At 70.7% G+C, this 12,918-nt stretch carries 9 protein-coding genes; 6 read left to right on the top strand and 3 right to left on the bottom strand.

The genetic code is table 11. From position 1 onward, the window contains the following. Positions 1 to 141: 141 nt before the first annotated feature. Genes STRVI_RS37660 through STRVI_RS37650 form a run of 3 tightly spaced genes read right to left on the bottom strand, consistent with a single transcriptional unit; the run spans position 142 to position 3,120 of the window. Positions 142 to 1,026 carry an ATP-binding cassette domain-containing protein gene (locus STRVI_RS37660; protein WP_014060810.1) on the bottom strand — a complete coding sequence of 295 codons (885 nt, stop codon included), beginning with the start codon at positions 1,024 to 1,026 and terminating at the stop codon, positions 142 to 144. 5 nt (positions 1,027 to 1,031) lie between these two features. Then, on the bottom strand, positions 1,032 to 2,102 hold the full coding sequence (locus tag STRVI_RS37655) for an ABC transporter permease (RefSeq protein ID WP_014060809.1): 1,071 nt from the start codon (positions 2,100 to 2,102) through the stop codon (positions 1,032 to 1,034). Between the two features lie 7 nt (positions 2,103 to 2,109). Further along, entirely contained in the window at positions 2,110 to 3,120 is a 1,011-nt protein-coding gene (locus STRVI_RS37650; protein ID WP_014060808.1) for a sugar ABC transporter substrate-binding protein, read from the bottom strand. Between the two features lie 282 nt (positions 3,121 to 3,402). On the opposite strand from STRVI_RS37650, the gene iolC reads away from it, so the two are divergent. The 6 genes from iolC to STRVI_RS53160 all read left to right on the top strand — a co-directional run bounded on the left by iolC (position 3,403) and on the right by STRVI_RS53160 (position 12,861). After that, entirely contained in the window at positions 3,403 to 4,350 is a 948-nt protein-coding gene (gene iolC, locus STRVI_RS37645; RefSeq protein ID WP_014060807.1) for a 5-dehydro-2-deoxygluconokinase, read from the top strand. A 230-nt stretch (positions 4,351 to 4,580) separates the two neighbouring features. Further along, a complete protein-coding gene (locus tag STRVI_RS37640) occupies positions 4,581 to 5,468 on the top strand; it encodes a Cgl0159 family (beta/alpha)8-fold protein (protein ID WP_014060806.1) in 888 nt (295 codons plus the stop codon). Between the two features lie 85 nt (positions 5,469 to 5,553). Then, entirely contained in the window at positions 5,554 to 6,498 is a 945-nt protein-coding gene (gene iolB, locus STRVI_RS37635) for a 5-deoxy-glucuronate isomerase (protein WP_014060805.1), read from the top strand. Further along, positions 6,495 to 8,381 (top strand): 3D-(3,5/4)-trihydroxycyclohexane-1,2-dione acylhydrolase (decyclizing), encoded by a 1,887-nt coding sequence (gene iolD / locus STRVI_RS37630; protein WP_014060804.1) that lies wholly within the window; start codon positions 6,495 to 6,497, stop codon positions 8,379 to 8,381. The genes iolB and iolD overlap by 4 nt, the downstream gene beginning before the upstream one ends. A gap of 38 nt (positions 8,382 to 8,419) precedes the next feature. After that, the gene (locus tag STRVI_RS37625; RefSeq protein WP_014060803.1) at positions 8,420 to 9,916 is read left to right on the top strand and encodes a CoA-acylating methylmalonate-semialdehyde dehydrogenase; all 1,497 of its coding nucleotides are present in this window, start codon (positions 8,420 to 8,422) and stop codon (positions 9,914 to 9,916) included. Between the two features lie 206 nt (positions 9,917 to 10,122). Continuing rightward, positions 10,123 to 12,861: a hypothetical protein gene (locus STRVI_RS53160; protein ID WP_014060802.1), complete on the top strand. Its 2,739-nt coding sequence runs from the start codon at positions 10,123 to 10,125 to the stop codon at positions 12,859 to 12,861. Positions 12,862 to 12,918 lie beyond the last annotated feature (57 nt).

Here is a 12,918-nt window from a genome sequence, read left to right as displayed (position 1 = left end):
GCTGGGGTGCCCGCGTCGTACTGTTTTGGGCAGCTTCACCGGCCGGGCGGGCGGCCGTCAAGAGTTCGTCAGGACATTCGGACGTCTTGTCAGTGGAAAGGCATCCGGAGGATGGCGTCCTGTCAGGGCGAAGGCGTTCGGTCAGGCGGAAGGGGCGGTCACCTCCTCGGGCAGCTCATCCACATCGACCCCGCGGACCTGGGCCAGCTCATGCTTGAGCGCGGCCAGTTCGGCGCCGCCCGCCATGTGGTTGGTGAGCTCTTCGAGGCTGACGTCCTCGCGCGCCGCGTTCAGCTCCAGGGCGCCGAGCCTCAGCACCGCGAAGTGATCGCCGACCATATAGGCGTGGTGCGGGTTGTGGGTGATGAAGATGACCCCGAGCCCGCGCTCGCGCGCCGCAGCGATGTACTTGAGCACGACACCGGACTGCTTGACGCCGAGCGCCGCGGTCGGCTCGTCCAGGATCAGCACCCGGGCGCCGAAGTGGACCGCCCGGGCGATGGCCACGGACTGCCGCTGGCCGCCGGAGAGGGTGCCGATGGGCTGTTCGAGGTTGTCGAGGTGGATGCCCATGGCGGACAGCTCCTCGTCGGTGATCTTCTTCATCCGCTCGATGTCCAGCCGGCGCACCGGCCAGGGGCCGCGGGTCAGCTCCGAGCCGAGGAAGAAGTTCCGCCACACCGGCAGCAGGGGCACGGTGGCCAGGTCCTGGTAGACGGTGGCGATGCCCAGGTTCAGGGCGTCACGCGGATTGTTCAGCCGCACCGGCTTGCCGTCGACGAGGTACTCGCCCTCGTCGTGCTGGTGCAGCCCCGAGATGATCTTGATCAGGGTGGACTTACCGGCGCCGTTGTCGCCGAGTACGCAGGTCACCCGGCCCGGCCGGACGGCCAGGTCGATGCCCTCCAGGGCGCGTACGTTCCCGTAGAGCTTGCCCACGCCCCGCAGCCGGACCACCGGCTCATCGGCCGGTGCGGTGGCCTGCGCGGCGCCGGCCGGGCTGTTCTTGGGTTCCTTCGTTGCCATGACGGTCACCTCCTGGCGGCCTGACGGCGCACCCACAGATTGACGAGGGTCGCGAGCAGCAGCATCACGCCGACGAAGAACTTGAACCAGTCGGGGTTCCAGTTGGCGTAGACGATGCCCTGGTTGACCATGCCGAAGATGAAGGCGCCGAGGACCGCGCCGATCGCCGAGCCATAGCCGCCGGTGAGCAGGCAGCCGCCGATCACGGCCGCGATGATGTAGTAGAACTCGTTGCCGACGCCCTCGCCGGCCTGCACGGTGTTGTACTCGAAGAGCAGATGCATGCCGACGAACCAGGCCGCGAAGCCCACCGTCATAAAGAGGGCGATCTTGGTGAGGTTCACCGGTACGCCCACGGCCCGGGCGCTCTCCTTCGAACCACCGGCCGCGAAGATCCAGTTGCCGAACTTGGTGCGCAGCAGCACCCAGGTGGCGATGGCGGCGAAGATCAGCCACCACAGCACGGTGCTCTTCACCTCGACGCCGAAGACGTCGATCTCGGAGGCGAAGAGCGACTTGGCCTGGTCGAAGCCGTCCATGTCGGTGATGGAGTCGGTGGCGACATTGTCGGTCAGCAGCTTGGTGATGGCCAGGTTGGCGCCCTGCAGCATCAGGAAGCTGGCGAGGGTGACCAGGAAGCTGGGCAGCCCGGTCTTGATCAGCAGCAGTCCGTTGATCAGCCCCACGGCGAGCGAGACCAGCAGAGCGACGATCACGCCCACCCACACATTGGCGGTGAGCTGGAAGCTGAGCATGCTCGCGGTCAGCGCCGAGCTGGTGACCGCGACCCCGGCCGACAGGTCGAACTCACCGCCGATCATCAGCAGGGAGACGGCGAGCGCCATGATCCCCATGGTGGACGCCTGGTAGAGGACGGTGGCGAAGGAGTCGGCCTGGCGGAAGGTGGGGGCGGCGACGAAGAAGAAGAGATAGACGCCGATGGCCGCGACCAGCGCCCCGATCTCGGGGCGGGCCAGCGCCCGCCGGGCCAGCGAGCGCTCGGCGGTGCGGCTCTTCGGCGGGGCCGCGGGGGAGGCGGGCGGGGTGGCGGCCGCCGGGGTGGCGGTATGGGTCATGGCCGGGTCACCGCGTTCCGTTCTTGGCGAACGTGGCGATGGTGTCCACGTTCTCCTTGGTGACGAACGCGGGCCCGGTCAGCACGGGCTTCTCCCCGCCGCCGCTGAAGTTGCCGTTGTTCTTGAAGAGCCACAGGGAGTCGATGGACAGATAGCCCTGGAGATAGGGCTGCTGGTCGACGGCGAACTGGACATCGCCGCTCTGGACGGCGGAGACGAGGTCCTTGTTGAGGTCGAAGGTGGCGACCTTGGCCTTGCCGCCCGCGTCCTTGGCGGACTGGACGGCGGTCAGGGCGAACGGGGCGCCCAGGGTGACGACGTAGTCGATGCTCGAATCCTGCTTGAGCTTCGCGGCGATGGTCGACTTGACCGACGGCATGTCGGTGCCGTTGACGTAGAGGGTGTCCGTCTTGCCCTTGAAGGTCTTCTTCACACCCGCGCAGCGGGCTTCGAGGGCGACATGGCCCTGTTCCTGGATCACGCAGATGTTGTGCTTGGCGCCGATCTCGTTGAGATGCTTGCCGAATGCCTGGCCCGCGATGTTCTCGTCCTGGCCGAAGTACTCCAGCAGGCCGAGGTCCTTCCACTGCTCGAGTCCGGCGTTGAAGGCGACGACCGGGATCCCGGCCTTCTTCGCCTTGGCTATCGCGCCCTTCATGGCGTCGGGCTTGGCGAGGGTGACGGCGATGCCGTCGACCTTCTGGTTGATCGCGTTCTGGATCAGGTTGGCCTGGTCGGCTCCGTTGGGGTTGCTGGAGTAGACGAGGTCGACATTGTCCTTGGCCGCCGCGGACTTGGCGCCCTTGCGCACGGTGTCCCAGAAGGTGTCGCCGGGGGCCGCGTGAGTGATCATCGCGATCCTCAGCCGCGGGGTGTCGGCCTTGCCGGCCGCGATGCCGGAGCCGGCTTCCTGGGCCTTCTTGCCGCCCTGGCTGCTGCAGCCCGCTGCCAGCAGGACGGCGGCGGTGGCGAGTGCGGCGAGGCCCGCTCTGCGGTGTCGATTGAGTCTGAGGTCCATCCGTTCCAGCACCTCTCAAGGCAGGTCCGTCGAGTTGGCACGGCCGTTGCAGAACGGGAGCCAACTCCCCGCGACTGCCCTCTGTCAAGGCTTTGTCATGACAACATTTCATCTGGACGTAACGACGCGATAACATCCCCCGTGGCCCCGGATGATTACGTCAGTATGTAAGGACAAAGCCTTGACAGTGGCTGGGGGACACGTCTAGACCTGAAGGGCCGGGGCACCTCCCGGAGCTCTGTGCACCAGACCCTGAGCTGCGTCTTTCCCGAAGGGGCAGGCATGAGTGAGCCGTACGACCTGATCACGATGGGCCGCATCGGAGTGGACCTGTATCCGCTGCAGACCGGTGTGCCACTGCCGCAGGTCGAATCGTTCGGAAAGTTTCTCGGCGGCTCGGCGACCAATGTCGCGGTCTCCGCGGCCCGCTTCGGCCGCCGCTCCGCGGTGATCAGCCGCACCGGGGCGGATCCGTTCGGCGACTACATCCACCAGGAGCTGCGGGCCTTCGGGGTGGACGACCGTTTCGTCACCCCCGTCGAGGAGTACCCCACTCCGGTCACCTTCTGCGAGATCTTCCCGCCCGACGACTTCCCGCTGTACTTCTACCGCCGCCCCAAGGCACCCGATCTGGAGATCCACTCCGATGAGCTGGACCTCGACGCCATCCGCGCCACCCGGATCTTCTGGATGACCGGCACCGGGCTCAGCGAGGAGCCCAGCCGCACCAGCACCCTCGCCGCGCTCGCCGCCCGGGCCAAGAGCGGCACCACCGTCTTCGACCTCGACTGGCGGCCGATGTTCTGGGCCGACCCGGACACCGCGCGGCCCTTCTACGCCGAGGCGCTGCGCCATGCGACCGTCGCCGTCGGCAACGTGGACGAATGCGAGATCGCCACCGGTGCGCGCGAGCCCAAGGCGTGTGCGCAGGCGCTGCTGGACGCGGGCGTGGAGCTGGCCATCGTCAAACAGGGCCCGCGCGGGGTGCTCGCCGTGCACCGCGACGGCACCACCGCGGAGGTCCCGCCCGTCCCGGTCGAGGTGGTCAACGGACTCGGCGCGGGCGACGCGTTCGGCGGCGCCCTGTGCCACGGACTGCTCTCCGGCTGGCCGGTGGAGCGCGTCATGCGGTACGCCAACGCGGCGGGCGCCATCGTCGCGTCCCGCCTCGCCTGCTCCTCCGCGATGCCCACGGAAGCGGAAGTCGAGGCCCTGCTGGGTGGGGGCTGACCCAGGGCCCAGCGGTAAGGCCGTTGGGCGCCCATCGTTACGGGGTGTCCCCGTGAACCGGCCGGGGGTACCTCCCAGCGGTAGCTGGGGGCGAGCCGAAGGGGCGCGTCGCTGTCGAAAGGGAGAGCGCGCGCAGGGAGCGAGGAACGAGCGACCGAGCACGGTCGACCGTCGACAGCGACTGGAGCGCCCCGGAGGCGAACCGAGCCTCGAAAAGGAGGAGCAACACCTTGAGTATCAGCATTTCGGACCTTGTGACGGTGCGGAGCCGCCACCCGGAGGCCATCGCCGAGGCGGCCGACCGCCGGGTCCGCCGCCCCCTCATCGGTGACAGCGGCCGTCTGATGATCGTGGCCGCCGATCACCCGGCGCGCGGCGCCCTCGCCGTCGGTGGCCACAAGCTGGCCATGGCCAACCGGGTCGAGCTGCTGGAGCGGCTGTGCGTGGCGCTGTCCCGTCCCGGGGTCGACGGGGTGCTCGCCACCGCCGACATCCTTGAGGACCTGCTGCTGCTCGGCGCCCTCGAGGGCAAGGTCGTCATGGGCTCGATGAACCGTGGCGGTCTCGCCGGGGCCTCGTTCGAGCTCGACGACCGGTTCACCGGGCACCGCCCCCAGGACCTGACCCGGCTGCGCTTCGACGCCGGCAAGCTGCTGCTGCGCATCGACTACGACGACGCCGGTTCGCTGACCACCATGGTCACCACGGCCCGCGCCATCGACGAGATGGCCGAGCGGCGGCTGCCCGTCTTCGTCGAGCCGTTCATCTCCCGGCGCACGGGCGGAAAGGTCGTCAACGACCTGAGCGCCGAGGCCGTCACCAAGTCCATAGCCATCGCCTCCGGGCTCGCCGGAACCTCCGCCTACACCTGGCTGAAGGTGCCGGTCACCGCGGACGCCGACGAGATGGCGGCGGTGATGGAGACGAGCACCCTGCCGGCGGTGTTGCTCGGCGGCGACGTGGGCAAGTCTCCGCAGGACCAGGAGGAGGCGTACGAGAAGTGGCGCAAGGCGCTGGGTCTGCCCACCGTGCAGGGGCTGGTCGTCGGGCGCTCGCTGCTCTATCCGGCGGAGGGCAGCGTCGAGACCGCCGTGGACACCGCCGTCGGCCTGTTGTGACGCTACGCAACGTGAGCTACGAAACGTGAGCTACGCAACGTGACGCTACGAGACGTGACGCTACGGAAGGCAGAGACTTCACGCCATGACCACCACTGATCCGTTCCCCGGCTTCCATGTGCAGGCCGGCAAGGCGGCCGATGGCCCCTACGCCGTGGACATCACCCCCGAGCGGGCCGGCTGGGGCTACTCCAGCCTGCGGGTTCTCGAGCTGCCGCCCGGCGGTTCGCACTCCCTGGCCACCGGTGACAGCGAGTGGATCGTGCTGCCGCTGAGCGGCGGCTGCACCGTGATCGCCGAGGGCGAGGCCTTCGAACTGCACGGCCGCGAGAGCGTGTTCAGCGGGGTGAGCGACTTCGTCTACCTGCCGCGCGACTCCCACGCCCAGATCGCCAGCGGTGCGGGCGGCCGCTTCGCGCTCACCGGCGCCCGCTGCGAGCGGCGGCTGCCCGCGCGCTACGGACCGGCCTCCGCCGTCCCCGTCGAGCTGCGCGGCAGCGGCAACTGCTCGCGTCAGGTGAACAACTTCGCCGCGGCCGCCCCCGCCGGAGGCGGAAAATCAGGTGGCAGTTTCGAATGCGACAAGCTCATCGCCGTCGAGGTGCTCACCCCGGGCGGCAACTGGTCCTCGTACCCGCCGCACAAGCACGACCAGTGCCGCCCCGGCGAGGAGAGCGAGCTGGAGGAGATCTACTACTTCGAGATCGCCGAGGCCCACGGCAACGAGGGCATCGGCTATCAGCGGGTCTCCCCGTCGGGCCACGGCCGCGGCACCGACGTGCTCGCCGAGGTCCGCTCCGGGGACACCGTCCTGATCCCCGACGGCTGGCACGGCCCCTCCATCGCCGCCCCCGGCCATGACATGTACTACCTCAACGTCATGGCGGGCCCGGAGGAGGAGCGCGCCTGGCTCATCTGCGACCACCCCGACCACGGCTGGATCCGCTCCACCTGGCCGGACCAGCCCGTCGACCCCCGGCTGCCCCTCTATCAAGCACCCGATTCCGCACCCGCTGGAGACCCACGATGACCGCTTCGGCAGTGCGCCGCCTGACCGTCGCCCAGGCGCTGGTGGAGTTCCTCGCCCACCAGTACACCGAGCGGGACGGGCAGCGGCATCGCCTGATCAACGCGACCTGGGGCATCTTCGGCCATGGCAATGTGGCCGGGCTCGGCCAGGCGCTGCTGGAGTCCGGGCCGGACACCATGCCATATCTCCAGGGCCGTAACGAGCAGGCGATGGTGCACGCCGCGGTCGGCTACGCCCGCCAGAACAACCGGCTCGCCGCCCAGGCCGTCACCACCTCCATCGGCCCTGGCGCCACCAACCTCGTCACCGGCGCGGCGCTCGCCACCGTCAACCGGCTGCCGGTGCTGCTGCTGCCCGGCGACATCTTCGCCACCCGGCCCGCCGATCCGGTGCTGCAGCAGCTCGAAGTCCCGTACGCGGGCGACATCTCGGTGAACGACGCGCTGCGCCCGGTCTCCCGCTACTTCGACCGGGTGATGCGCCCCGAGGCGCTGATCCCGGCCGCGCTGCAGGCCATGCGGGTGCTGGCCGACCCGGCCGAGACCGGCGCCGTCACCCTGGCCCTGCCGCAGGACGTCCAGGCCGAGGCGTTCGACTGGCCGGAGGAGTTCTTCGCCGACCGGGTCTGGCATGTCCGCCGCCCCGCCCCCGAAGCGGCCGAGGTGGCCGCCGCCGCGCGGGCGGTCCGCGCCGCCCGCCGGCCGCTGATCGTCGCGGGCGGCGGGGTCCACCACAGCGAGGCCGAGGACGCGCTGCGCGCGCTCGTCGACGCGACCGGCATCCCGGTGGCCTCCACCCAGGCCGGCAAGGGCTCGCTGCGTTACGACCACCCCGCCGACATCGGCGGGGTCGGCCACACCGGCACCGCCGTCGCCGACGACCTCGCCCGCACCGCCGACCTGGTCATCGGCGTGGGCACCCGCTACAGCGACTTCACCACCGCCTCCGCGACCCTGTTCGCGGACCCGGCCGTGCGTTTCCTCAACCTCAACATCACGCCGTTCGACGCCAACAAGCTGGGCGCCACCACCGTGGTCGCCGACGCCCGCGCCGCGCTCGAAGCGCTCACCGCCGAGCTGACAGGGCACCGGGTCGAGGAGACGTACGAGGCCGAGTACCGCACCGGCAAGGCCGCGTGGGAGCGCCGGGTGGACGCCGCGTACGCCGCCGGGGACGAGAGTGCCCGGCCGTCCCAGACCCAGGTGCTGGGCGCGCTGGACGCGGTCGTGGGCGACGAGGACGTGGTGATCAACGCGGCGGGCTCGCTGCCGGGCGACCTCCACAAGCTGTGGCGCGCCCGCTCCCCGCGCCAGTACCACCTCGAATACGGCTACTCCTGCATGGGCTACGAGATCCCCGGCGCCATCGGCGTACGGCTCGCGGCGCCCGGCACCCCGGTCTGGGCGCTGGTCGGCGACGGTACGTATCTGATGATGCCCACCGAGATCGTCACCGCGGTCCAGGAGGGCATCAACATCAACATCGTGCTGCTCCAGAACCACGGCTACGCCTCGATCGGCGGTCTTTCGGAGACCACCGGCGCCGAGCGCTTCGGCACCGCCTATCGCTACCGGGCTGCCGACGGGCAGTACACCGGCGATCCGCTCCCGGTCGATCTGGCCGCCAACGCCGCCTCGCTGGGCATGGGCGTGCTGCGCGCGAAGAGCGTGGGCGAGCTGCGCGAGGCGCTGGCCGCGGCGCGCGCCTCGGACCGGCCCACATGTGTCTATGTGGAGACCGAAACGGCCGACACAGTGTCCGGCGCACCCGAGGCACAGGCGTGGTGGGATGTGCCTGTCGCCCAGACCGCGACCCGTCCGGCCGCCGTGAAGGCCCGCGAGGACTACGACCGGCAGGCCGCCGCACGCCGCCGCCACCTCTGACGTTTCTGACGTTTTTCGAGAGAAAGGCTCACGCACCCATGAAGACCGTCAACCACTGGATCGGCGGAAAGACCGTCGAGGGCGCGACCGGCGCGTACGGCCCGGTCTACAACCCCGCCACCGGCGCTCAGGACACCCAGGTCGCCCTGGCCTCCGTGGAAGAGGTCGATGTGGCCGTGGCCGCGGCCAAGGAGGCGTTCCGCTCCTGGGGCACGGTGTCCCTGTCCAAGCGCACCGCGATCCTCTACAAGTACCGCGAGCTGCTGGACGCCCACCGCGACGAGATCGCCGAGCTGATCACCGCCGAGCACGGCAAGGTCCACTCGGACGCGCTGGGTGAGGTGGCCCGTGGTCTGGAGATCGTGGAGCTGGCCTGCGGGATCGCCGAGAAGCTGAAGGGCGAGCTGTCCACCCAGGTCTCCACCGGGGTCGATGTGTCCTCGATCCGCCAGCCGCTCGGTGTGGTCGCCGGCATCACGCCGTTCAACTTCCCGGCGATGGTGCCGATGTGGATGTTCCCGGTGGCCGTCGCCTGCGGCAACACCTTCGTCCTCAAGCCGAGCGAGAAGGACCCATCGGCCTCCCGCCGGCTGGCCGAGCTGGCCACCGAGGCGGGGCTGCCGGACGGGGTGCTCAATGTCGTCAACGGCGACAAGGTGGCCGTCGACCGGCTGCTGGAGCACCCGGACATCGCGGCCGTCAGCTTCGTAGGCTCCACGCCGATCGCGAAGTACATCCAGTCCCGGGCCATCGAGCACGGCAAGCGGGTGCAGGCGCTCGGCGGCGCCAAGAACCACATGCTGGTGCTGCCCGACGCGGACCTGGACTTCGCCGCGGACAACGCCATCAACGCGGCCTATGGCTCGGCCGGTGAGCGCTGCATGGCGGTCTCCGTCGTCGTCGCGGTCGGCGACATCGGCGACGACCTGGTGAAGAAGATCGCCGACCGGGCCGCCAAGCTGCGCATCGGCCCCGGGAACGACCCGGCCTCCGAGATGGGCCCGCTCATCACCAAGGAGCACCGCGACAAGGTCGCCGGTTATGTGCACGGGGCCGCGGCCCAGGGCGCCGAGGTGGTCGTGGACGGCACGGGGTACAGCGTCGAAGGCCATGAGGACGGCTTCTTCATCGGCGTCTCGCTGCTGGACAAGGTTCCGCCGACGGCCGACGCCTACCGTGACGAGATCTTCGGCCCGGTGCTGTGCGTGGTGCGCGCCGAGAGCTACGACGAGGCCGTCGAGCTGATCAACAGCTCCAAGTGGGGTAATGGCACGGCCATCTTCACCCGCGACGGCGGCGCCGCCCGCCGCTTCCAGCTCGAGGTGGAGGCGGGCATGGTCGGCGTCAATGTGCCGATCCCCGTGCCGGTGGGCTACCACTCCTTCGGCGGCTGGAAGGACTCGCTCTTCGGCGACCACCACATCTACGGCAACGACGGGGTGCACTTCTACACCCGCGGCAAGGTCGTCACCACCCGCTGGCCGGAGCCGTCGGAGGAGGTCGGCATCAACCTCGGGTTCCCGAAGAACCACTGAGGCGCGGGCGACGAACCACTGAGGCGCGGGCGACGAACCACTGAGGCGTAGATGAAGAACCACTGAGGCGTATGTGACGTGTGATTCGCACGTTTGAGTGGTTTCCCCCGCCCCCTGCCGGACCCGGTCCGGCCGGGGGTTTCGCCGTCTCGGGGGCCGGGGATCCCAGGCCCACGGAGAAAACGGGGGAAATCGGGGGTGGCGGCATGCCGGGGTTCACGGAGGGAGAAGGGGCCGAGGAGTTCATCGAGGCGCTCAAGGGCGCCGTGGTGCCTCGGGACCGGAAGGCCAAGGGGCGGGATCTGCTCCCGCCGGTGCTGCTGCTCGCCGACGGCGAGCGGGCGGCGGCCCACGCCCATCAGGCGATGCGGGGGCTGCGCCGGATGCTCTATCCCGACGGCGCCAAGCGGGTGCCGTACGCGGTGCTCGGCCCCGATGAGATCCGCGACGCCGCCGGTCGGCGGCCGCTGACGCTCGACCTCGGCCGCGAGCTGTGCGTCGATGTGCCCCGCCGCACCGGCCGTCTGCGGCTCACCGACTTCTTCCTGACGCGGGACATCGTCGAGCTGGCGCTGGATCCGCGGGCCCCCGAGCCGGATGGCCGCGCGCTGCGCGACCACTGCTACGCACAGCGGATCGCCCGAGGGCCACTGCTGCGGGCGTTATGGACGCTCGGCGGCGACAGCGCGGAGGGCGGCACGACGGGGCCGGGGTGGGTCGCGGAGCTGCGCCGGCTGCTGATGCGCCCCCTCTGCCAACTGCTGCCGCGCTGGTGGTGGGGGCGGCGCCGCACCCGCCTGCTGCTGCGCTCCACCCGGCGCGGCTGGTACGCCGACTGGCGGCGCATCAACCATGGCCGCACCGCCGATGACTTCTTCGAGATCGCCGCGAGGCTGCTGCGCACCGAGCGCGGACGGGACCGGGAGGCGGCGGTCGGCCGGTGGGAGGAGCTGCTGTTGCACGCGCTGCTGGCGGATCTGCGGCGCGCGGCCCGGCCGGGCCGGATCTCGCCCTGGCGGCGCCGGCGGCGCACCCGGTGTGTCTTTCTGCTGGAGCTGCCGGAGGACGCCGCCGGTGCGGCGGCCGGGGAGCGCTTCCTGGAGCGGTACGGAGAGGCCGCCCGGGACACCCGGTGCGCGGCGGTCGTGGTGGTGGCCGTGTCCCCGGCGGGCGGGGCGGGCGTGTCCCGGGCGGACGGGGCGGCCTCGTCCCCGGCGGGCGGGGCGGCCGCGGGGGAGAGCGGCGGGCTGGGCCGTGCGGCCGCCAGGCTGCGCGGCGCGAGCGGGATGCCGTCGCGGGCGCCCCGGCCGCTGCGGGCCGCGCTGCCCGCGCCCGTGCCGGAGTCGGAGTCGGAGGGGCTGGACCTCGACCCCGTCTCGCCGCGCACCTTCCGGCTCGGCCCGGCCGCCGAGCTGACCCTGACCGGGGTGGTGGTGGCGGCCCTGCTGAGCGCGCCGGGGGTGTGGCTGCTGGACCGGGTCACGGACGAGCCGGACCGCGGCTGTCTGGGCGGGGCGTCCAGCGAGGTCGTCGCGGGCCGGCCCGAGCTGAGCACGGACTCGCCCCGGAAGCAGTACGAGGACGCCCGGCGGCTGATCCGCGAGGAGAACGCACGGGTGGACCGCGAGGTCGGGGACGGCGACGGCACCGCCCGTACGGTGGTGCACATCGGCTCGGACGTGGCCGCCGACCCGGAGGGGCAGCGGTACAACGCGGCGGTGCCCGAGCTGCGCGGTATCGCACTGGCCCAGCGCGCGCTGAACGACGAGGCGCGCAACGACTCCCAGAAGGTGTGGCTGCGCGTCGACAGCCGTAACGCGGGGGGCGACTTCGGACACGCGCCGAGCATCGCCCGCCAGGTCGCCGAGGACGCCCGGAAGAAGGGCTCCGGGATCATCGGGGTGGTGGGCTTCTCCAAGAGCCTGATGCAGACCCAGGAGGCCGTGCGGATCCTGGGCGGCGCGCGGATCCCGGTCGTGGGCACCACGGCCACGGCGGATCTGATGCAGGTGAACGGGTACTACCGCAGGGTCGCGCCCACCGACAGCCGTGAGGCCGCGATCGAGGCCGACTTCGCCCGCCGGGGCAACATCATGGACGACGGCACCGGGAGCTGCTCCCCGGCCCGCGCCGCCGTGGTCGTCAAGGACCCCCGGGATCTGTACAGCGATGAGATAGGGACGCTGTTCGCCGGGCGGTTCGGCGCCCGGCCGTTCACCCTGGAGTACACCCCCGGCGGCCGGTCCGGTGGTATCGCCGAGGGGCCGGGGCAGGACGGTGTCGCCCGTAAGGACAGCATCGGGGAGCTGGCCGACGCGGTGTGCGAGCGGGTCATCGCCAACCCCCGTACGGTCGTCTACTGGGCCTCCCGCGCCCTCCAGTTCAGCGCGTTCCTCGACGACTTCGGGGACAACACCGCGTGCGAGGGCAGAAAGCTGACGGTGCTCGGCGGCAATGACCTCACCACCGCCGCCCTCGCCGGTGAGTACGCGGACCGGCCCTGGCTGCGGCTGTACCACACCGTCCATGTGCTGCCCGCGGGCCATCCGCGGCTGAGCGATATCGCCAAGAAGTTCAACGCCGACTACGCCAGGGACTTCGGATCCCATGACCTGTGGCGCGACGACGGGCGGGCCGCCCTGGCGTACGACGCGATGCAGTTGCTGGCCGAGGCGGCCAACCGGGCCTTCCGCAGCACCGACAACGTGGAGCGCTCCAATGTGCAGATCGGTCTCGACAACGGCATCCGGAAGCAGGGTGCCAGCGGCTATCTGGACGTCGGGCGGGGCCGCTCGGTGCCCCGGGACAAGCCGCTGGTGATCCTGCACCACACCGACCGGGGCTCGGAGCCGGTGCTCTACTGCGGCGCCTTCACCCAGAATCCGGCCGGGCGGGCGACGCACTGGGGGCCGCAGGGGAAGTTCTCATGTCCCAGGGACAGTTGAGGCAACCATTCGCGGGGCTGAAGGGTCTTCTTGTGTGCTCGCCCGTATAAGGGGCGA

This window comes from Streptomyces violaceusniger Tu 4113 (assembly GCF_000147815.2).
Taxonomy (GTDB): domain Bacteria; phylum Actinomycetota; class Actinomycetes; order Streptomycetales; family Streptomycetaceae; genus Streptomyces; species Streptomyces violaceusniger_A.
Note: the sequence above shows the minus strand (reverse complement) of the source record. Positions and strands in the feature narration are given on the sequence as shown.

Coding starts and splice junctions, on each gene's coding strand:
- STRVI_RS37660 (WP_014060810.1), bottom strand. CDS start 1,026: ATGGCAACGAAGGAACCCAAGAACAGCCCGGCCGGCGCCGCGCAGGCC.
- STRVI_RS37655 (WP_014060809.1), bottom strand. CDS start 2,102: ATGACCCATACCGCCACCCCGGCGGCCGCCACCCCGCCCGCCTCCCCC.
- STRVI_RS37650 (WP_014060808.1), bottom strand. CDS start 3,120: ATGGACCTCAGACTCAATCGACACCGCAGAGCGGGCCTCGCCGCACTC.
- iolC (WP_014060807.1), top strand. CDS start 3,403: ATGAGTGAGCCGTACGACCTGATCACGATGGGCCGCATCGGAGTGGAC.
- iolB (WP_014060805.1), top strand. CDS start 5,554: ATGACCACCACTGATCCGTTCCCCGGCTTCCATGTGCAGGCCGGCAAG.
- iolD (WP_014060804.1), top strand. CDS start 6,495: ATGACCGCTTCGGCAGTGCGCCGCCTGACCGTCGCCCAGGCGCTGGTG.
- STRVI_RS37625 (WP_014060803.1), top strand. CDS start 8,420: ATGAAGACCGTCAACCACTGGATCGGCGGAAAGACCGTCGAGGGCGCG.
- STRVI_RS53160 (WP_014060802.1), top strand. CDS start 10,123: ATGCCGGGGTTCACGGAGGGAGAAGGGGCCGAGGAGTTCATCGAGGCG.